The 19,573-nt window shown below is 69.4% G+C and carries 17 protein-coding genes; 4 read left to right on the forward strand and 13 right to left on the reverse strand.

The features are described 5' to 3' along the window. Positions 1-117 precede the first annotated feature (117 nt). The 13 genes from AC1DSZ_RS03055 to AC1DSZ_RS03115 form a co-directional block, all read right to left on the reverse strand. Positions 118-1,596 carry a peptidoglycan DD-metalloendopeptidase family protein gene (locus AC1DSZ_RS03055; RefSeq protein ID WP_476836904.1) on the reverse strand — a complete coding sequence of 493 codons (1,479 nt, stop codon included), beginning with the start codon at positions 1,594-1,596 and terminating at the stop codon, positions 118-120. A 197-nt stretch (positions 1,597-1,793) separates the two neighbouring features. After that, positions 1,794-2,456 carry a protein-L-isoaspartate O-methyltransferase family protein gene (locus tag AC1DSZ_RS03060; protein ID WP_476836905.1) on the reverse strand — a complete coding sequence of 221 codons (663 nt, stop codon included), beginning with the start codon at positions 2,454-2,456 and terminating at the stop codon, positions 1,794-1,796. Positions 2,457-2,460: 4 nt separating this feature from the next. Further along, positions 2,461-3,225: a 5'/3'-nucleotidase SurE gene (surE, locus tag AC1DSZ_RS03065; protein ID WP_476836906.1), complete on the reverse strand. Its 765-nt coding sequence runs from the start codon at positions 3,223-3,225 to the stop codon at positions 2,461-2,463. A gap of 3 nt (positions 3,226-3,228) precedes the next feature. Then, positions 3,229-4,599: a serine--tRNA ligase gene (serS, locus tag AC1DSZ_RS03070; RefSeq protein ID WP_476836907.1), complete on the reverse strand. Its 1,371-nt coding sequence runs from the start codon at positions 4,597-4,599 to the stop codon at positions 3,229-3,231. Positions 4,600-4,856: 257 nt separating this feature from the next. Continuing rightward, entirely contained in the window at positions 4,857-5,648 is a 792-nt protein-coding gene (tatC, locus tag AC1DSZ_RS03075) for a twin-arginine translocase subunit TatC (RefSeq protein WP_476836908.1), read from the reverse strand. Continuing rightward, a complete protein-coding gene (gene tatB / locus AC1DSZ_RS03080; RefSeq protein ID WP_476836909.1) occupies positions 5,648-6,331 on the reverse strand; it encodes a Sec-independent protein translocase protein TatB in 684 nt (227 codons plus the stop codon). The genes tatC and tatB overlap by 1 nt, the downstream gene beginning before the upstream one ends. 171 nt (positions 6,332-6,502) lie before the next feature. Beyond that, positions 6,503-6,751 carry a twin-arginine translocase TatA/TatE family subunit gene (locus AC1DSZ_RS03085; protein ID WP_476836910.1) on the reverse strand — a complete coding sequence of 83 codons (249 nt, stop codon included), beginning with the start codon at positions 6,749-6,751 and terminating at the stop codon, positions 6,503-6,505. Positions 6,752-6,847: 96 nt separating this feature from the next. Beyond that, positions 6,848-7,618, reverse strand: a complete 771-nt coding sequence (scpB, locus tag AC1DSZ_RS03090) for an SMC-Scp complex subunit ScpB (RefSeq protein ID WP_476836911.1) — start codon at positions 7,616-7,618, stop codon at positions 6,848-6,850. 10 nt (positions 7,619-7,628) lie between these two features. Then, positions 7,629-8,369, reverse strand: coding sequence for a segregation and condensation protein A (locus AC1DSZ_RS03095; RefSeq protein WP_476837000.1), 741 nt, complete (start codon positions 8,367-8,369; stop codon positions 7,629-7,631). 123 nt (positions 8,370-8,492) lie between these two features. Next, on the reverse strand, positions 8,493-9,512 hold the full coding sequence (gene nagZ, locus AC1DSZ_RS03100) for a beta-N-acetylhexosaminidase (RefSeq protein ID WP_476836912.1): 1,020 nt from the start codon (positions 9,510-9,512) through the stop codon (positions 8,493-8,495). A 115-nt stretch (positions 9,513-9,627) separates the two neighbouring features. Next, positions 9,628-11,145, reverse strand: a complete 1,518-nt coding sequence (locus tag AC1DSZ_RS03105; protein WP_476836913.1) for an SPOR domain-containing protein — start codon at positions 11,143-11,145, stop codon at positions 9,628-9,630. Positions 11,146-11,296: 151 nt separating this feature from the next. Then, the gene (gene argS, locus AC1DSZ_RS03110; protein WP_476836914.1) at positions 11,297-13,054 is read right to left on the reverse strand and encodes an arginine--tRNA ligase; all 1,758 of its coding nucleotides are present in this window, start codon (positions 13,052-13,054) and stop codon (positions 11,297-11,299) included. Between the two features lie 353 nt (positions 13,055-13,407). Beyond that, entirely contained in the window at positions 13,408-14,619 is a 1,212-nt protein-coding gene (locus tag AC1DSZ_RS03115) for a deoxyguanosinetriphosphate triphosphohydrolase (protein ID WP_476836915.1), read from the reverse strand. A 154-nt stretch (positions 14,620-14,773) separates the two neighbouring features. Between AC1DSZ_RS03115 and erpA the strand changes: the two genes are divergently transcribed. From erpA to AC1DSZ_RS03135, 4 genes are all read left to right on the forward strand, one after another. Further along, positions 14,774-15,115, forward strand: a complete 342-nt coding sequence (erpA, locus tag AC1DSZ_RS03120) for an iron-sulfur cluster insertion protein ErpA (protein ID WP_188519657.1) — start codon at positions 14,774-14,776, stop codon at positions 15,113-15,115. A gap of 79 nt (positions 15,116-15,194) precedes the next feature. Beyond that, the gene (locus tag AC1DSZ_RS03125) at positions 15,195-16,088 is read left to right on the forward strand and encodes a sugar kinase (protein WP_476836916.1); all 894 of its coding nucleotides are present in this window, start codon (positions 15,195-15,197) and stop codon (positions 16,086-16,088) included. A gap of 105 nt (positions 16,089-16,193) precedes the next feature. Beyond that, a complete protein-coding gene (locus AC1DSZ_RS03130) occupies positions 16,194-18,158 on the forward strand; it encodes a hypothetical protein (RefSeq protein ID WP_476836917.1) in 1,965 nt (654 codons plus the stop codon). Positions 18,159-18,659: 501 nt separating this feature from the next. Then, positions 18,660-19,487, forward strand: a complete 828-nt coding sequence (locus tag AC1DSZ_RS03135) for a tetratricopeptide repeat protein (protein ID WP_476836918.1) — start codon at positions 18,660-18,662, stop codon at positions 19,485-19,487. Positions 19,488-19,573: the final 86 nt, after the last annotated feature.

A 19,573-nucleotide genomic window follows, 5' to 3' on the forward strand; every position in this document is an offset into this window, starting at 1 on the left:
AACGAAGCGGGCGACGCCCGACGCGCCGCCCGCCTACGACCGACCAGCCCTCGTGTCTCGCGGGCGCTGGTCGACTTTCCTGAAGGCTGAGCCTTTCGGCCGCCCTGATTCTTTGGCTTAGTTGCCGGCGAGGTGCGGCATGGGGTCGACCGGGGTCGAGCCCTTGCGCAGTTCGAAGTGCAGCTGCGGCGAGGCGACGTTGCCGGACTGGCCCGACAGCGCCAGCAGCTGGCCGCGGGAAATCTTGTCGCCGCGCTTCACCTTCAGCTCGCCGTTGTGGGCGTAGGCCGAGACCCAGCCGTCCGGGTGGCGAACCAGCACGAGGTTGCCGTAGCCCTTAAGCTCATTGCCCGCATAGGCCACCTCGCCGCCTTCGGCCGCCTTCACGGGCGTGCCCTCCGGCAGCGCGATGTTGATGCCGTCATTGCCGCCCGACTTGTTGAAGCCGTTGATGACGCGGCCGCGCGCCGGCCAGCGGAACTCGGCGTTGCTCGCCGCGCGGGCGGACGGCTCGATGCTGGCCGTTTCGGCCGGCTCGGCCGCGACCGGGGTGGCGGCCGGCGCAGGCGCCGCCTTTGCGGGCAGCGCGGCCGGCGCCGTCGCGACCTTCACGGGGGCGACCGGAGCGGGCTTCACATCGACGGGCTTGGCCTCGACCTTCGCGACGATGGCGGGCTTGCCGGGAGCGGCAACCGCCGGAGCGGGGGCGACGGGAGCCGCCTTGGCGACCACGACCGGCTTGGCCGGGACCGCGGCGGGCGCGAGCTTGGCGGGGGCAGCCGCCGCCTTGGCGGGCGCGACCGGCGCAAGCTTCGGCTCGACCTTGGCAACGACCTTGGCGGGCGCTGCCGGAGCGGCCGCGACCTGGGCCGCCGCGGCCGGAGCCGCCTGGCCCTTGTCGGACGCCGCGCGGGCGCCCTGGACAAGCTGCATGCGCGCCTTGCCGACCTGCGCGGGGGCCGCCTTGGCGGCCGCCACGACCGGCGCGGGCGCCGGAGCAGGCGCGGCGGCCATGGTGGGCTGGGGGGCCGACGCCGGCGCTGCGGCGCCGACCGCGTTGTAGACCGGAATGATCAGCTGAGCGCCCGGGGCGGGCCGGGCGCCGGGCGCGAGCCCGTTCACCGAGCGGATCGCCGTCTCGGGCACGCCGTAGCGGTTGGACAGCGTGGCGACGCTCTCGCCCTGCCCGACCGCGACCGTGGAGCCGCCCTGGGCGGTCCAGCCCTTCACCGCGCCGGTGACCGGCGCAGCCGCGGCCGCCATCTGGCGATGCGGAGCGGAAGCCGAGGGAGCCGCCAGCGGCGCCGACGCGACGGGCGCGGGCAACGGGGCCGAACTCACCGCGCCGGCTGGCGCCACGCCCTGGAAGGTCGAAGGCTGGGCCTGCGACTGCATCTGCGGCCGAGCGCCCGTGGCCGGCAGGCTGCCGGTCGAGCCAGGCTCGAAGCGGGACGACTGCCCGAAGGGGTTCTGGAAGGGATTGTCTGCAAACCGCAACGTGTCAGAACTGCAGGCCGCGGAAGCCCCGCCCAGCAGGGCGACGACCAGGAGGCGGGGGGCCGAACGCACAACGGCGGAACGGGAACGCACACGCATGACACTACCCACTGAGACCGAACACGACGCGAAACCTTGAGCGTCATTAATGCCCGGTTGGGGTTAAGGAATGGTTCCCCGCCCTCAGAATTCGACGATTTGATTCACTATACAGGGGCCGCTTGCGGTTAACCGGACAGTAACGCCCCAGCATGGTTAAAGCTTTCGCCCAGTGAACCCGTCATCCGCCGACCGGCTCACAGGCTCCGCGCCAGCCCGTCCATCAGCGGCGGCAGGCTGAGTGGCGCGAGCGTCACGCGCGTGACCTCGTCGAGCCCGGCTCCGTGCGCGTAGCGGGCCAGGAACGACCGCCCTCCCCCACGCTCCACCGCGATGGCACGGCCCAGGGGGGCGAGCTGCAGGATCAGGGCCGGCGGCAATCGTTCGACGGCGGCGTGGATCAGGATGCGATCATAGGGCGCGCCGTCCGGCCAGCCGAGCCGGCCATCGGCATGATGCACCTGCGCGTTGAGCACCCCGAGCGCGCGCAACCGCAGATCGGCCTCGATGGCGAGAGACCGGTAGCGCTCGAGCGACACCACTTCGCCGGCCAGCCGCGCCAGGATCGCGGTCCCGTAGCCGGAGCCCGCCCCGATCTCCAGCACCCGGTGCTCCGCCTTCACGTCGAGCGCCGTGATCATCTCGGCCATCAGCGACGGCGCCAGCGTGGTCTGCCCGCAGGCCAGCGGCAGCGACACGTCCGTCATCGCGAGGTCGACGAAGCGCTGCGGAACGAACCGGCTGCGCGGCACCGTCTCGAACGCGCTGAGCACGCGCGTGTCGCGCAGGCCCTTCGACCGCAGCGCCATCAAAAACGCGATTCGCGCTTCCTGGCCGCCACGGTCGAGGGTGGCGCTCATGCGGTCAGCCGCCGAACACTTGCGCGTAGCGTGTCAGCGTCGGCTCGTCGGTGAGGTCGATGCGCAGCGGCGTCACCGAGATCCTGCCATTGGCCAGCGCGTGGAGGTCCGAACCCTGCTCGATCGGGTATTTGCCGCGCACGAAGCCGATCCAGAAATACGGCAGCCCGCGCCCGTCCGCCCGCTCCTCGATGCGCAGGAACTCCTGCGAGCGCCACCCCTGCGTGCCCACCACGGCGCTCAGCTCCGTTCCGGGCTCGCAGTTGGGAAAGTTCACGTTCACGAGCACGCCGCTGGGAATGCCGGCCTCCAGCACCTTGCGGATGATGCCCGGCGCATGCAGCTCGGCCGCCTTCCAGTTGATGGCGTCGCGCCCGGCCGGCCCATAGGCCTGCGACAGCGCGACGGCGGGAATGCCCAGGATGGTCGCCTCGATCGCGCCCGCCACCGTGCCCGAATAGGTCACGTCCTCGGCGACGTTCTGGCCCTTGTTGACGCCCGACAGAACGAGGTCGGGCTTCTTGTCCTTGAGGATGTGGCGGACGCCCATGATCACGCAATCGGTGGGCGTCCCCTTCACGGCGAAGCGCTTCTCGTCGATCTGACGCAGCCGCAACGGGTCGCTCAGCGTCAGCGAATGCGCGACGCCGGACTGGTCCGTCTCGGGCGCCACCGTCCACACGTCGTCCGACAGCGCGTGCGCGATCGCCTCGCAGACCGTGAGGCCGGGACCGTGGATGCCGTCGTCGTTCGTGACCAAAATACGCATGGATCAGGCCGCCTTTTCGATTCGCGTGACGCCGCCCATATAGGGCGCGAGCGCCGACGGCACCGTCACGGAGCCATCCTCATTCTGGTAGGTCTCGAGCACGGCCACCAGCGCGCGGCCCACCGCCACGCCCGATCCGTTCAGCGTATGCACGAAGCGCGTGCTCTTGCCTTCGGCGGGCCGGTAGCGCGCATTCATGCGCCGCGCCTGGAAGTCGCCGCAGACCGAGCAGGAAGAAATCTCCCGGTAGGCGTCCTGCCCCGGCAGCCAGACCTCGAGGTCGTAGGTCTTCTGCGCGCCGAAGCCCATGTCGCCGGTGCACAGCGTCACGACCCGGTAGGCGAGATCGAGGCGCTTCAGCACCTCCTCGGCGCAGGCCGTCATGCGCTCGTGCTCGTCGCGCGAGGTCTCCGGCGTCGTGATCGACACCATCTCGACCTTGGTGAACTGGTGCTGGCGGATCATGCCGCGCGTGTCGCGACCGGCAGACCCCGCCTCGGCGCGGAAGCACGGCGTCAGCGCGGTGAAGCGCAGCGGCAGTTCCTTGTCGTCGAGAATGGACTCGCGCACGAGGTTGGTGAGCGGCACTTCGGCGGTGGGGATGAGGCCGTAGCGGGCCGCGCGGAAACTCTCCCGCAGAGCATCCTTCAGGTCGACGCCCGGCGCCGGCTCGAAATTGTCGAAGAGGTCGCTCGTCACGGCCCAGAACTGGTCGTCCTCGAACTTCGGCAGCTGATTGGTCCCGAAAAACGACGGGTCGCGCACCAGCAGCGGCGGGTTCACCTCCGTGTAGCCGTGCTCCTGCGTGTGCAGGTCCAGCATGAATTGCCCGAGCGCGCGCTCCAGCCGCGCCATCCCGCCCTTGTTGACCACGAAGCGCGCGCCGGACAGCTTGGCTGCGGCCTCGAAGTCCATGAGGCCGAGCCCCTCGCCCACCTCGAAATGCTGCTTGGGCGCAAAGCCCAGCGTAGCGGCCGTGCGCGGCGCGCCCACCTTGTGACGCTCGACGTTGTCGTGCTCGTCACGGCCCAGCGGAGCGTCCGGCGCGGGCGTGTTCGGGATGGCTCCCAGTGCGGCGTCGAGCTCCGCGACGGTCGCCTTCTCCTCGGCCTCGGCGGTCGCCAACGCGTCCTTCAGGGCGGCGACCTCGGCCTTCAGGGCTTCCGCGCGCGCGAGATCCTTGGCGGCCATCGCCTGCCCGATCTCCTTGCTCAGCGCATTGCGCCGCTCCTGTGCCGCCTGCGCCCGCCCGATCGCGGCCCGGCGCCGATCGTCGATGGCCAGCAGCGTCGCGGAGAGCGGCGCCGCGCCCCGGCTCTCCAGCCCGGCGTCAAACGCGCTCGCATTCTCGCGAATCCACTTGATGTCGTACATAGCCGTCGCCCGCCTCTTGGCCCCGCCGCCGCAGCGGCCCGCGCCTGCTGTTTGGCGCAGCGCGACGCCGGTGGCAACTGCATCGTAACGTCCATCGCAACGCGAGCCGGCCTTGAGCGTCCCCTCTCCCCCTCAAGGGGAGAGGGATAGGGTGAGGATCGGGGCGGCTCCAGCTTGAACTTGGCGAACCGCGGAGGCGGCGGCGCCCTCACCCCAGCCCTCTCCCTGTTCCAGGGAGAGGGAGCGCATGGCGGCGCTCAGCCGGCGGTCGTGTCCGCGGCGGCTGCGGCGGCGTTGCGCTTTTTCTCGGCCATCTGCACGGCGAGGATCGAGGCTTCGTAGAGCAGCAGCGTCGGCACCGCGAGCGCGAGCTGGCTGATGACGTCGGGCGGCGTCAGCACGGCCGCGACCACGAAGACGAGTACGATGGCGTAGCGGCGCTTGTCCTTCAGGAACTGGGCGTCGATGAAGCCGGCGCGGGCCAGCAACGTCAGCACGACCGGCAGCTGGAAGCTGATCCCGAAGGCGAAGATCAGCGTCATGATCAGCGACAGGTACTCGCTGACCTTGGGCAGCAGCTGGATGGCGGCCTCGCCCTCGATCATCTGCTGCTGGCCGATGGAAAAGCGCATCACCAGCGGCATGGCGATAAAGAACACCACGGCGGCGCCGAGCAGAAACAGCAGCGGCGTCGCCACGAGGTAGGGGCGGAACGCGTCGCGCTCGTTCTTGTAGAGCCCGGGGGCGACGAACTTGTAGAGTTGCGTCGCCATCACGGGGAACGAGAAGAAGCTGGCGCCGAACACCGCGAGCTTGATCTGCGTGAACAGATATTCGAGCGGCGCCGTGTAGATCAGGCGAACCTGCGAGGCGTCGCCGGCGGCCAGAATATAGGGGTAGATCAGGATGTTGTAGATCTGCCGCGCCATCGCGAAGCAGATCACGAACATGATCACGAACGCCACCATCGCCTTGATGAGGCGGCTGCGGAGTTCGATCAGGTGTTCGATCAGCGGCGCCTTGGTGGCCTCGATGTCCTCGTGGCTCATCAGGCGCTACCCTCGTCGTCCGTGGTCTTGGTCTTGCGGGCCGGCGCGCGGCGCTTCGGCTTGGCGGGTGCGGCCGCGGCCTCGACCGCCTCGGGCGTCACCGGCGCGGTGGAAACAGCGATTACCGGCGCGGCAAGTTCGGCGTCGGCCGCCGGCGCGTCGGCGGGCTTGGCGTCGGTCGCCGCAGCCTCGGCCTTCTTACGCGAACGCTTGGGCTTGGCGGGGGCGGGTTCGCCCGCCGCGACCTCGAAGGCGCCCTCGCCGGACGGCGTGTCGCTGGGGACCACCGGCCCGAACGCCGCCTGGATCTGCTCGGGCGTCAGGTCAGGCACCGGCGGCGGCTCGGGAATGTTGAAATTCGTTTCCGGCAGCGCCGCCGCGCCGCTCGCGGGCGTTTCGGTGGCGGCCTTGATCTCGTCGCGGATGGTCTGGATGGGATTGAAGCCGGTGTTCAGCGACGAGGACACGTCCGTGTGGATGCCCTCGACCGTCTTGCGGGCGTCCTCGATGTCCATCTCCCGGATCGCGTCCTGGAACTGGCCCTGGAACTCGCCGGCCATCCGCTTCACCTTGCCGACCGTCTTGCCCACGGTGCGCAGAACGCTCGGAAGCTCCTTCGGCCCGATGACGATCAACGCCACCACGCCGATGACGACGAACTCTCCCCACCCGATATCGAACATGGCGGTCTTGTCATCCGGACGAAACGAAGCGCCACCTCGGCTGAGGCGGCGCCATCCTCATAAAGCAGGGAAGCCGGAAGTTCGAGCCCGAAGCGCCGCCGCCATGCGGAAAGCGCGCCGGGCCACGACCCATGCTCCGCCGGCTATCGAGAGACCGGCGCTGCGCGGGTTTTAGCCGAGCTTGCGCTCGCCGACCGGGGCGGGCTGCGCCGTGACGGGACGCTGGTCCTCGATGGGACGCACGGGCTCGGCCGGGCGCGCCGCCGCGGCGGTCTCGACCTCGTCGTCCGCCATGCCCTTCTTGAAGGACTTGATGCCCTTGGCGACGTCGCCCATCAGGTCGGACACCTTGCCGCGCCCGAACAGCAGCATCACGACGATGCCGACGACGATCCAGTGCCAGATACTCACGCCACCCATGGCTGCACTCCCTGTCGGGTTCTCCGGCGCGCCGGGCCCCAAATTGTCATGTCGCCCGGAAACTAGGCGTTCGATGCGGCGAAAACAAGAAGCTCTCTACCGATCGTCGTCGTCCTTCAGCGGCTCCGGCGCTTCGTTGATACGCTCTTCTTCGAGCGCCGAGAGAAGGTCCTCGCCGAGCGGCTCCTCGTCCTCGCGCAGCGACGGATCGTCTGACGGGGACGGCACGCCGAAGCCCGGCGGCAACCGGCCGTCCAGGAAGCCCGAGCCTTTCAGCTCGTCGAGGCCCGGCAGATCGTCGATCCGGTTGAGGCCGAAATGCACCAGGAAGTTTTCGGTGGTGCCATAGGTGACCGGCCGGCCCGGCGCTTTGCGGCGGCCGCGCAGGCGCACCCAGCCGGTCTCGATCAGCACGTCCAGCGTGCCGCGGCTGGTCGACACGCCGCGAATGTCCTCGATTTCCGAGCGGGTCACCGGCTGGTGGTAGGCGATGATCGACAGCGTCTCCAGCGCGGCGCGGCTGAGCTTGCGCGGTTCGATCGCCTCGCGGGACAGCAGGTAGCCGAGGTCCTCGGCCGTGCGGAACGCCCATTTCCCGGCGAGCTGGACGAGGTTGACGCCGCGCGCCGCATATTCCTGCTCCAGGCTGCGCAGAACGGCCGCGACAGGCACCGTGCCCGGCAGACGGCTCGCGATGGCGTCCGCCGCCAGGGGCTCGGACGACGCGAAGAGCAGCGCCTCGGCGATCCGGCACGCCTCCGCGAAGGAGCGCGCTTCCTCGACGGCGTCGAACGCGGTTTCGATCGCGGCGTCCAGAGCGTCGGCGGCGGCGTCGCCGCTTCGGTCGGCTAGGTTCAATCGGCGCATCGGCGCTTTCTCAGGCCCGGGCGGCGCGCGCGGCCGCGGTGCGCGCCTTTACCCAGATGGGCGCAAATGCGCGGTCCTGCTGCAGCTCCAGCATGCCCTCGCGCACCATCTCGAGCGCGGCCACGAAGGTCGACGCCCGCACGGTTTTGCGCATCGCGGGCTCGACCATGTAGGCCGTGAGGTAGTCGTCCAGCACGGTCCAGTCGAGCGCGACGCCTGCGAGGCGCATCAGGGCCTCGCGGGCCTCCGCCAGCGACCACACCGTCCGGGCGTGCACGGTGACATGCGAGAGGGCGTGCTTCTGGCGCTCGCGGGCATAGGCGGACAGGAGGTCGAACAGGCTCGCCTCCCATTCGGCCGTTTTGGTCACCACCACGGGCTCGGGCATGCCGCGCGCGAACACGTCACGGCCGAGGCGCGTGCGCTCCACGAGCTTCTGCGCGGCGGCGCGGATCGCCTCCAGGCGCACGAGCCGGCGCGCCAGGCTCTCGGCCAGATCCTCCGCCGAGGGCTCGTCGGGCTTGGGCGGGGCCGGCAGCAGCAGGCGCGATTTCAAATAGGCGAGCCAGGCGGCCATCACGAGGTAGTCGGCGGCCAGCTCCAGCCGGAAGCGCCGCGCCTGCTCGACGAACACGAGATATTGCTCGGCCAGCGCCAGCACGGAGATCTTGTGCAGGTCGACCTTCTGGCGCCGGGCGAGCTCCAGCAGCAGGTCGAGCGGACCGGCGAAGCCGTCCACGTCGACCATCATCGCGGGCTCGGCCTCGCCGCGATCGACGCGGACCGGATCCTCGAAATCGAGCTGCTGGTCGAGCCTGGCCACGGGTCCCCGCTGATTCGCGCCCACCGTGGACGTCGCCGAATCGTGGGCTTCCTAGACGCCCACCGCAAGCGCGGCGTCCAGGCGCGCCCAGGCTTCCACAGGATCAAGCGGCTCCGGCCGGTGGCGGATGCGCGCCAGCGCAGCCTCGGCCCGGCGCAGCGCGTCGCCCGAGAGGTCGTGCACGGCGGCCGCGACCTCCTCCATCTCGCCCATCACGCCGTGGCAATAGAGCGCCACGTCGCAGCCGGCCCGCAGCGCCGCCGTGGCGCGTTCGGCCAGCGTGCCGCTCAGCGCCTTCATGGAGATGTCGTCGCTCATCACCAGCCCGTCATAGGCCAGCGCGCCGCGGATCACCTGCTCGAACACGATTGGCGACGTGGTGGCGGGCGCATCCGGGTCGATGGCCGCATAAACAACGTGGGCGGTCATCGCCATTGGCATGTCGGAGAGGATCTCGAAGGGCGCGAAGTCGCGCCCGGCGAGATCGTGCAGCGCCGTCTCCACGGTGGGCAGCGCCTCGTGGCTGTCCGCCCGGGCGCGGCCATGGCCAGGCATGTGCTTGATCACCGGCAGCACGCCGCCCGCCATCAGGCCCTCGGCGGCGGCGCGGCCCAGCACCGCGATGGTCTCCGGGTCCTGCGCGTAGGCGCGGTCGCCGATGATGCCGTGCGCACCCGGCACCGGCACGTCCAGCACGGGCAGGCAATCCACCGTGATGCCGACGGTCAGGAGGTCATGCGCGATCAGCCGGCCGGCGAGCCGCGTCAGCTCGCGCCGGGTCAGCGGGTCGTTGGCGGCGAGTTCGCCGAGGCGCCGGGCCGGCGGGTAGGCGCGCCAGTGCGGCGGCCCCATGCGCTGCACGCGCCCGCCCTCCTGGTCGATCAGCACGGGCGCGTCGGCGCGGCCCACCGCATGGCGGAACTCCGACGTCAGCGTCAGCAGCTGCTCCGGGCTCTCGACGTTGCGCCGAAACAGGATCAATCCCCACGGGTTCGCCTCGTGAAAGAACGCGATCTCGTGCGGGGTCAGGACCGTGCCGGCGCAGCCGGCGATAAAGGCGCGAATGCTCATGCGCCAAGGGCTAATGGCGGGTCACGAGCCGGTCAACCCGGCCCATCATTGCATCCGCTCCAAAAGCAAAAAGCCGCGGCGAACCGCGGCTTTTCACGTTGAAGTCGAGAAGAACTCAGTTCTTCGCCACGAAGCACTGGCCGCCGGCGCCCTGCAGCTTGGTGCACAGCGCGGTGGCGTCGTCCTTGGAGAGGCCGCCGACGCGGACGCGGTAGATCGTCTTCCCGTTGACGTCGGCCTTGCGGACGCCGGGCCGCATCCCGCTGAGCTCGTCGGCGAAGCGCTTCTGCAGCTTGGAGATGGCGTCCTTGGCCTCGCCCTCGCTCTGCGGCGCGGCGAGCTGCACCGCATAGCCGCCCGAAGCGGGCTCGGCGATCGAGGACGTGGCGGCCGGCGTCGTGGCGGGCTGCACGGATGCGACCTGCTGGCGCGGCGCGGCCGGCGCGGGCCGGGGCGCGGCCGGAACGCTCGCCGTGGTGGCGGCCGAGGCCTCCTCGATGGTGCGGGGCTTGGGCGCCGGCGAGGTGGTGGCGGTGGTCAGCGGCGAAGCGGGCTTCGGCCGGGCCGCCGGCATCGGCGTCGCGCCCGTGGAGGTCGGCGTCGAAGGCGCGACCGTCGGCGCGACGGCGCCGAGCGAGGCGACGCGAGTCGGCACCGGCTCGGAATCGATGATGGTGCCATCGGGACGAACCGACACGGTCTTGACGCGCCGGGGCTCGCCCAGCTGCGGCAGGCCGGACGCCGGAGCCGGCGGCTTGGGCGCCGAAACGCCGCCCGTTGTCGTGGTGGCGGCGACGGTGGCGGGCGCCTCGGCCGGAATGTCGCGCCGGGTCACCTGCTCCACGTCGAGCGGCTGCTCGGTGCGGCCGGAGATCTTCACGGTCTTCAGGTCCTCGGGGGCCTGCGCCTTGTCGTAGATCCGGCGATCCTGGTTCGGCACTTCGAGGCCGCCCGGGTTCGCGGGCTGAATCTTGGAGGGGCCGGTCTCGGCCTTGATCAAGGGCGGCGCGCCGCCGGCCATCTTCAGGGGCGAGTTGCCGCCCTTCCACGCATAGGCGCCGCCGCCGACCACCACGAGGCCGGCCGCCACCGCGGCGAACATCGCGATCTTGCTGCGCTTGCGGGGCGGCTCCTCGAAATTCTCCTGGTGCGGCGGCAACTGGCCCTGCGGCTCGTAAACCGGCTCGGCTTCCGCCTGGGCGTACCGCTCGTCATAGATGCTGTGAGCGGCCGGGGCCTCGCGCTCGTCGGCGGCCGTGCGGGCGTCCCAGCGCTGCTCGTCGGCGTCGTGGGCGGCGGGTTGGCGCAGCTGGTACGGCAGGTTGCCCCGGTACGCGCCCTCGGTCTGATAAGCGGCGAGCTGCTCGTCGAACGACTGGGCGCTCGACTGCGGGACGGCCTGCATGGAGGGCTCGACCCGGCCGGCGCCGTCACGGCCGTTCCAGAGCGACTTGAAGGGATCGTCCTGGCCGACGATGCGGGCCAGCTCGGCGAGCGGGTCGTCGTTGCGCTGCGGCTGCGAGGCCACGGGCTCCTCACGCGCCGAGTTGCGCGGACCAGCGGCTTCCCGCAGCTGGCGCTCGAGCTCGTCGAGGTCGATCACCGGCCGCTGCTGCCTGTTCAACTCGTTCATGGACACACCCGCTTTAACCCGCACCGATTGGCTCATGCGCCATCGGGCTCCCCGCGCGAGATCGCCGGGCCGCGTCTGAATGGTGTGATCCATTCTGGCACGATACAAGTCCGTCCGAAGACGGATGCAGTGCCGCCACGAGCCCCGCGCGCTAGCGCATTTCGTCCGGCGCGGTCACCCCGAGGATGCCGAGTCCGGCAGCAAGAACCGACGTCACGGCGTCAACCAGCGCCAGCCTTGCATAGGACGAATTTCGATCAGTCTCGATAACAAAGCGTAAATGCGGCGCTTCTTTGCCTCTGTTCCACAAGCCGTGGAAGTCACTTGCCAAGTCATACAGGTAAAAAGCGACCCGATGCGGCTCATGCGCCAGAGCTGAAGCTTCCACGATCCGCGGAAATTGGGAGAGGCGCCGAATCACGTCCAGCTCGGCCGCGTCGGTCAGGACCGAAAGATCGGCGTCGCGCAGCGCGTCCCGCTCGAAAGACGCGCCCGGGAAGGCCGTTTCGGCCTGCCGGAACACCGACCGGCAGCGCGCATGCGCGTACTGGACGTAGAAAACCGGGTTTTCCTTGGACTGCTCGATCACCTTGGCGAGGTCGAAGTCCAAAGTCGCGTCGTTCTTTCGAAACAGCATCATGAAGCGGACAGGGTCGCGACCCACTTCTTCGATCACGTCGCGCAGCGTCACGAACTCGCCGGAGCGCTTCGACATCTTCACCGGCTCGCCATTGCGCAAGAGCCGCACGAGCTGGCAGAGCTTGACGTCCAGCGCGCCCTTTCCGCCCGTCACGGCCTTCACGGCCGCCGCCATGCGCTTCACGTAGCCGCCATGGTCGGCGCCCCAGACGTCGATCATCGTCGTAAAGCCGCGATCGAACTTCGACGCGTGGTACGCGATGTCCGAGGCGAAATACGTGTAGGAGCCGTCCGACTTCAGCAACGGGCGGTCCACGTCGTCGCCGAACGCGGTGGCGCGAAACAGCGTCTGCTCGCGATCTTCCCAGTCCTCCATCGCCGCGCCCTTGGGCGGCGGGAGACGGCCCTCATACACGAGGTCGCGGGCGCGCAGATCCTCGATCGTGGCCTTGATCTGGTCCGGCGCAGACGACAGCGACCGTTCGGAGAAGAACACGTCGTGGTGGATGTCGATGGCGGCGAGATCATGCCGGATCATATCCATCATCATGTCGATCGCGACCTGGCGTACGGTGGGCAGCCATTCGGCTTCCGGCTTGCCGAGCAGTGCGCGCCCGTGATCGGCCGCGAGCTTCTGGCCGACCGGCACGAGGTAGTCGCCCGGGTAGAGCCCCTCGGGTATTTCGCCAACCTCTTCGCCCAGCGCTTCGCGGTAGCGAATGAAGGCGGAGCGGGCGAGCACGTCCACCTGCGCGCCGGCGTCGTTGATGTAGTATTCGCGGGTAACGTCCGCGCCCGCAAAGGCCAGCAGGTTGGCGAGCGCGTCGCCGAACACGGCGCCGCGACCGTGGCCGACATGCATCGGGCCCGTCGGATTTGCCGAGACGTACTCGACATTCACCTTCTCGGGCGCCGCATGAACGATCTGTCCGAAAGCCCTGCCGGTGCTTACGATTGCGCGCACGACCTCCTGGTACAGCGAGACGTCGAGGCGGATGTTGATGAAGCCCGGCCCGGCGATCTCGACGCCCGTGACGCCCGGCTCCTTGGCGAGCTCGGCCTGGATCAGCGCCGCAACCGCGCGCGGGTTCGACTTCGCTTCCTTGGCGAGCACCATGGCGGCGTTGGTGGCGAGGTCGCCATGCTGCGGGTCGCGCGGCGGCTCCACCACCACCTTGGCGGCGTCGAGGCCCGCCGGCAGCGCGCCCTCGCTCCCGAGCCGCGCGATGATGGCGGCGAGCCGGCGCTGGAAGTCGTCGAAGATGTTCATGGCCGTCCGAACTCTATGGGCCGCGTCTGCGCGCCCCCGTGATCTCTTGGCGCGCCTCCTATCACACCGGCGCGCCGCATGGCCACTCACAGCCGTTTCGAGGCCCGGCAGGCCCTCACCCTGTCCCTCGTGAACAAGTGGCGACGCTCTCTCCGCCAAGCCCCTCATCCTGAGGAGCAGGCCCGCTTGGGCCTGCGGTCTCGAAGGACGAGGGAGTCCAGAAGGCTGAACCATCGGGCGCGCTGGAGTCCCTCGTCCTTCGAGACGCATCGCCAAGCAGCGATGCTCCTCAGGATGAGCGTTATTGTTGCGATCAGATGATGCTGCGGAGGAATTCCGGACTTCTTGAACGCCTACCGCAGCTCCGGCGTCGTCTCGAAGAGCCGACGGAGCTCATTCAGCGCGTAGCCGTCCGTCATGCCGGCGATGTAGTCGGCGACGCGGCGGGCGCGACGGGGTTCGTCGGCGGCGTCGAGGTCGTCTCGCCATTCGCCGGGCATGAGCGAGGGCGTCTCGAAGAACCGGCCGAACAGGTCGCGCACCACCTGGTCCGCCTGTCGGCGCACCGCCACCACGCTGGGCGCCCGATACATGTTCGGGAAGAGGAAGCCCTTGATGGCCCGGTCCGCCTCCGCCATCGCGGGCGAGAAGCACACCACCGGAGCGGATGCCAGGCGGATCGCGTCGGCGTCGGCGGGTTCGAGCGCCGCAATGCGGCGTTCGCTCTCGGCGATGCCATCCTCGACGAAGCGCGTGATGATGCGGCGGCCAAGCTCGTGAATGACGCGGCTGCGCTCCAACCCCGGCCAGCGCGCCTCGATCTCGTCCAGCAAGGCTGCCAGGAAAGGGACCTGCCGCAGCGCTTCCAACTCGAAAAGGCCGGCGCGCAGGCCGTCGTCGATGTCGTGGGCCCCATAAGCGATGTCGTCCGCGATCGCGGCTGCCTGCGCCTCGCCGCTCGCATGCGTGTCGAGCCACAGATCATGCCGGGCGTTGTATTCCAGGATCGCGCCCGGGATGCCGCGACGCTGATAACGTGCGGTGGGCCGGCCCTCCCCGTCCATCAACGGCCCGTTGTGCTTGACCAGCCCTTCCAGGGTCTCCCAGGTCAGGTTCAGCCCATCGAAATCGGCGTAGCGCTTCTCCAGCCGGGTGACGATGCGCAGCGCCTGGGCGTTGTGGTCGAACCCGCCATAGGGCGCCATGCAGTCTTCCAGCGCGTCCTCGCCGGTGTGGCCGAAGGGCGTGTGGCCAAGGTCGTGCGACAGAGCCAGCGCCTCGGCGAGGTCCTCGTCCAGCCCCAGCGCGCGGGCCAGCGCGCGGGCGATCTGCGACACCTCGATCGTGTGGGTGAGGCGCGTGCGGTAGTGGTCGCCCTCGTGGAACACGAAGACCTGCGTCTTGTGCTTCAGCCGCCGAAACGCCGAGGCGTGGATGATGCGGTCGCGGTCGCGCTGGAAATCACTGCGCGTCGGCGAGGACGCCTCGGGATAGAGCCGCCCGCGCGTGGCGGCGGGATCGGCCGCATAAGGCGCGCGCCAGCGATCGAAGCGGCTTTGCGACACCGGAACTCCCCATGCGTGAGGCGGCGCCCTGCCCGGCCGTTGAAACAACCGCCCGCGCCCCTTACGTTTGCAATGCGATATACAGCACGGCGACGATTTCGCCAGCGTCCCGCGCCTTTACGGGACGCCGCTCCAGAAAGATGCCGCGATGACCATGGTCGATGCGCCAACCGCCCCCTTCGCCGTCACCGAACGCGCCGCCCGGCGCATCGGGAAGGTGCTCGCCGGCGAGCCCCAAGGCGCCATGCTGCGCCTCGCCGTGAACGGCGGCGGCTGCTCGGGCTTCCAATACGACTTCTCGTTCGACACCGCCCGCGCGCCCGACGACCTCGCGATAGAGCGCGACGGCGTCACCGTGCTGGTCGATTCGGTGTCCCTGCCCTTCCTGGAAGGCGCCACGCTGGACTTCGTCGACGACCTCATGGGCCAGTCGTTCAGGGTGGAAAACCCCAACGCCACGGCGGCCTGCGGCTGCGGCACGAGCTTCTCGATCTAGGCGGCGGCGGGGGCGGGTTCGCCCCGATCTTGCCCGGCGCAGGCCGCTCGCCGATGATGCGGGCTCGCAGGAGCACCGCATGGACGCGCTTTTCATCGGCCAGACCTATATTGACGTCACGTTTCTGGCGGACCACATGCCCAGCGGCGACGACAAGACCGTCGCGCGGGACTACGCCGTCTCGTTCGGCGGCAACGCCGTCACGGCCGCCTTCTGCTGCGCCAAGCTGGGCGTGGTTCCGGATCTGCTCACATCGCTGGCTGACGACTGGCTCGGCCGCATGTTTCTCGACATGGCGGCCAAATACGCCATTCCGGTGCATGGCCGGAAGGTGCGCGAGAGCTCGCTCTCCTTCGTGCTGCCCAACAATGGCAAGCGCGCCATCATCCGCTGCCGGGACGACGATTATCTCCACCCCTTCCCGATGCTGAACACGGCCGGCTGTCGCGCCCTGCACCTCGACGGCCACCAGGGTGACGCTGCCCTCCACTACGCCCGAGCCTGCCGCGAACGCGGCGTGATGACATCGCTGGACGGCGGAGGCCTGCGTGACAACACGCACGAGCTTCTGGAATTCATCGACATCGCGATCTGCGCCGAGCGCCTCGCCGAGCAGCTCGAGGTCACGCCCGAATCGCTGCTCGACCTTCTGAAGCAGAAGGGCGTCCGCATCGGCGGCGTCACGATGGGCGACCGCGGCATGATTTGGTACGACGAGACCGGCGAGGTGCGTCATCAGCCGGTGCTGAACGTGCCCTCCTCGGTGATCATCGACACCAGCGGCGCCGGCGACGTGTTCCATGGCGCCTATGTGGCGTCCTATCTGCAGCGCCCCGGCCTGTCCTGGGCCGAGCATTTCGACTTCGCGCGCGCGGCTTCGACCTTCAAGATCCAGCACCTCGGCAACGAGGCCGGGCTGCCGAGCCAGGCCGACATCGCGGCCATCCGCGACCGTTTCGCCGAGGCCGCGTGAACCCGCGCGCAGGTTTCGCCACGCGCGAATAGCGGTTTCGACATCTTTGGCGAGTAACAACGACGGCAAGGCCCGAAACCGGGCCACAGGGATGCGGAGGCCGACATGAGGCGTGGACACCACTGGATGGCGCTGGCGGGCGGCGTATCGCTCGTCGCCGTGACGGCCCATGTCGCGCTTCACCGCGCCATGGTGGGCGAGGCCCGGCAGGCCATTGCGACCTTCGCCCCAGACGCCCGGATCGACGCGGATCCCTGGTCCGGCCGCGTCACCCTGCGCGACCTCGCCTGGACGAGCCCGTCCGGCGTGACCCTGTCGGTCGGCCGCGTCGCCTTATCGGGCGCTCGCGCGCTGGTGTCGCCCGCCCATGCGGCCGATACGATCACGCTGGAGAACGTCACCGTCGAGGGCGGCGGCGCCACCTATGCGATGAAGCGCATCGACGTCACGGGCGCGAGCGTCAGCCGCGATGACGTTGCGGCGATCTTCGACAAGACCGCCGCGACGCCCATCGCCGAGCGCCTCGCCCGCATCACGGCCGAGCAGATCGCGATCCCCGAGATCGCGGTGGCGCAGAAGAAGTTCAACACCGCCAGCGCGGCCACCTATCGCGACCTGCGCCTCGTAGGCGTCGATAAGGGCGTGGTGAAGAGCTTCGCGGCCTCCGGCGGCGCCTTCGACACGCGTGGCGAAAAGGAAGGCCTGAAGGGCACCGTCGGCCCCATGGCGGGCACGAACGTGGACGCGCCGCTGATCGCCCGCATCTACACCGACAAGGCCGGCCCGAACGAGACGGAGCCCCGCACGGCCTATGGGCTCTTCACGATCGACGCCGTGTCGGCCACGGCCGACAAGGGCGGCGGCTTCGACATCGGCCGCATCACGGTGAAGAACTTCAAGGCGAGGCCAACCAAGGAGCCCATGCTGGCCTTCATGGAGGAGTTCGCCGGAAAGGGCGACGTCGCCAAGCTGCCCGGGCCCGAGCGCGCCCGCTTCGTCAACGGCATCGCGGACATCCTCGAGGCGTTCTCGGTGGAGCTCATGGAAGCCACCGACATCACCGCCAAGGCGCCGCCCGCCGACCGCGACAAGGCCGCCGTGAAGATTGCGCGCATGAGCTATTCGGGCGCGGCGATGGGCCGGCCCAACGACATGCGCCTGGAGGGCCTCGACGTCACGGCCGCACGGGGCTATGGCCGCATCGGCGCGATCTCGCAGACCGGCTGGTCGTTCAAGTCGACGCTGGACGCGCTGCGGGCCACCGTGGGCGACCCCGACAACGACCTGTCGGCGATCGACCCGCGCGTCTTCATCCCGGATCTCGGCACGTTCGCGGTGCGCGACGTCGACCTCAACGTGCCCGACGAAAAGAACAAGGATCCCAAGGCGCCCAACATCAGGGTCGGGTTCAGGAGCTTCGAACTCGCGACCGCCGCTCCGCTGAAGGGCGTGCCCACCGCGCTGCGCGTCGGGCTGGACCGGCTGACCATGGCGATCCCGCCCAACTCGCCCGAGACCGGTTTCCGCGACCTTCTGTCGATGGGCTACCGCGACCTCGATCTCACCTTCGGCCTCGACAGCCGCTGGGAGGAGAACGCCGCCGAGTTCCGCATTGGCCAGCTGGCGCTGCAGGGCGTCAACATGGGCGCGGTGACCCTCAAGGGCGTGATGGGCAACGTCACCCGAGACGTGTTCGCCGGTGACCCGACCGCCGCCCAGGTCGCGCTGCTCGGCGCCACGGTCAAGCAGGTCGGATTCACGCTGGAGAACAAAGGGCTCGTCGAGAAGCTGCTCGACCGCGAAGCAAAAAAACAGAAGAAGAGCGTCGACCAGCTGCGCAAGGAGCTCGGCGGCATGGCGCAGGTCGGCATCCCGGCGATGCTGGGCGGCGGCGCCAACGCCAAGGCGCTCGGCTCGGCCGTGGCGCGCTTCCTGGTGAAGCCCGGCCGCCTCGTCATTTCCGCCTCGGCGCGCGACCCCGGCGGCCTCGGCCTCGCCGACTTCGCGATGGCGCAAAGCGATCCTATGTCGCTCCTCGAGCAGGTGACGCTCACGGCGACGGCCGAGTAAGCAGGCGCGGAATTCTCCGTGGAGTCGCGCGCCGTCACACATGACGGCGCAGCAAGCCATCGGGGCGGCGGGCTCCTCAGCCCGGCGTCCGCATCGCTCAGCTTTTTGCTCGCAAGAATTGCAAGGCGTAGGGCAAGCGACCGCATCTTTGTTGCTGGCCCGCCACAGTCACAATCCAACTGCAGGACTCCATGGGGCTGGCGCGAACGCGCCCAGAAGCCGCCATAAACCGCGCCGAAACATAGCCAACTGCAATGAACTGAATTTGCTTTCGTTTTCCTTGGCGGTGACGTCGTTAACCGACAAACCGTAAGCTCTGAACGCGTGATCCTGCGATGTTGCTTGCCGCCCAGAAGGCGTGGCACACAGCGCGAGCTTCACCGGCGATCGGGCAGGCAGGTCGAAGTGATGGATGGGCGCGTGAACAAGACGACAAACAAGCCGGGCCGGCGCCAGAACGGGCGCAGCCGGGTCCTTTGCCTGGCCCGGACCATCTGAGCCATGAGCCCGCGCATCACCCTTTGCATCGGCCTGACGGCGTTCTGCGCCACGGTCGCGGCCAGCCCGGCCCTGGCGCTCGACCCCAAGGCGCAGGGCCAGATCACGGCCGCCATTCCGCTCGAAGCCTTCAAGTCCACCAGCGACGCGCTGCGCTCCGGCGTGAAGGACTACAACGCCGGCGACAAGCTCGGCGCCGTGAAGGCGCTGGAATACGCCGCCCAGCAGGGCCACGCTCTGGCGCGCTGGAAGCTCGGCCGCATGTATGCGGACGGCGATGGCGTGCCGCAGAACGACCTCAAGGCGTTCCAGTATTTCTCGCGCATCGCGGACGAGAACGCCGACGAGAGCCCCGAATCGCCCAGCGCCCGCGTGGTCGCGACCGCCTTCGTGGCGCTCGGCTCCTACTTCCTCGACGGCATCCCGAATTCCGAGGTGAAGCCCAACGCCGCCCGCGCCCGCGACATGTTCCAGTACGCGGCGAGCTACTTCGGCGACCCGGACGCCCAGTACAACCTCGCCCGCATGAGCATCGAGGGCCAGGGCGGCCCCAAGGACCCGCGCCAGGCGATCCGCTGGCTCAGCCTCGCGGCCGACAAGGGCCACGTTCCCTCGCAGGCGCTGCTCGGCCACATGCTGTTTTCCGGACAGGCCGGCTCCCGCCAGAAAGCCCGCGGCCTCATGTGGCTGACCATCGCGCGCGACGCCTCCAACCCCGAGCGCGACGCCTGGATCACGGAACTCCACGACAAGGCTTTCGCGGAAGCCGCCGACACCGACCGCCAGGCCGCCATCGTCTACCTCGACCAGCAGACCCGCCGCCGTCCCTGAGGGGACTTTTTTCTTCACCGGCGAACAGCGAGCGAGCGATATAGACCATCTCGCCGTCATCCCCGGCGGCGCGCAGCGCCGGGAAG

This window comes from Alsobacter sp. P4_H11, assembly GCF_056400925.1.

What these genes read in the sequence shown, in the direction of transcription:
- tatB (WP_476836909.1), bottom strand. Translation starts at nt 6,331, where the DNA reads ATGTTCGATATCGGGTGGGGAGAGTTCGTCGTCATCGGCGTGGTGGCG.
- nagZ (WP_476836912.1), bottom strand. Translation starts at nt 9,512, where the DNA reads ATGAGCATTCGCGCCTTTATCGCCGGCTGCGCCGGCACGGTCCTGACC.
- AC1DSZ_RS03095 (WP_476837000.1), bottom strand. Translation starts at nt 8,369, where the DNA reads ATGATGGTCGACGTGGACGGCTTCGCCGGTCCGCTCGACCTGCTGCTG.
- AC1DSZ_RS03055 (WP_476836904.1), bottom strand. Translation starts at nt 1,596, where the DNA reads ATGCGTGTGCGTTCCCGTTCCGCCGTTGTGCGTTCGGCCCCCCGCCTC.
- AC1DSZ_RS03105 (WP_476836913.1), bottom strand. Translation starts at nt 11,145, where the DNA reads ATGAACGAGTTGAACAGGCAGCAGCGGCCGGTGATCGACCTCGACGAG.
- AC1DSZ_RS03135 (WP_476836918.1), top strand. Translation starts at nt 18,660, where the DNA reads ATGAGCCCGCGCATCACCCTTTGCATCGGCCTGACGGCGTTCTGCGCC.
- AC1DSZ_RS03125 (WP_476836916.1), top strand. Translation starts at nt 15,195, where the DNA reads ATGGACGCGCTTTTCATCGGCCAGACCTATATTGACGTCACGTTTCTG.
- AC1DSZ_RS03130 (WP_476836917.1), top strand. Translation starts at nt 16,194, where the DNA reads ATGAGGCGTGGACACCACTGGATGGCGCTGGCGGGCGGCGTATCGCTC.
- tatC (WP_476836908.1), bottom strand. Translation starts at nt 5,648, where the DNA reads ATGAGCCACGAGGACATCGAGGCCACCAAGGCGCCGCTGATCGAACAC.
- surE (WP_476836906.1), bottom strand. Translation starts at nt 3,225, where the DNA reads ATGCGTATTTTGGTCACGAACGACGACGGCATCCACGGTCCCGGCCTC.
- erpA (WP_188519657.1), top strand. Translation starts at nt 14,774, where the DNA reads ATGGTCGATGCGCCAACCGCCCCCTTCGCCGTCACCGAACGCGCCGCC.
- AC1DSZ_RS03085 (WP_476836910.1), bottom strand. Translation starts at nt 6,751, where the DNA reads ATGGGTGGCGTGAGTATCTGGCACTGGATCGTCGTCGGCATCGTCGTG.
- serS (WP_476836907.1), bottom strand. Translation starts at nt 4,599, where the DNA reads ATGTACGACATCAAGTGGATTCGCGAGAATGCGAGCGCGTTTGACGCC.
- argS (WP_476836914.1), bottom strand. Translation starts at nt 13,054, where the DNA reads ATGAACATCTTCGACGACTTCCAGCGCCGGCTCGCCGCCATCATCGCG.
- AC1DSZ_RS03060 (WP_476836905.1), bottom strand. Translation starts at nt 2,456, where the DNA reads ATGAGCGCCACCCTCGACCGTGGCGGCCAGGAAGCGCGAATCGCGTTT.
- scpB (WP_476836911.1), bottom strand. Translation starts at nt 7,618, where the DNA reads ATGCGCCGATTGAACCTAGCCGACCGAAGCGGCGACGCCGCCGCCGAC.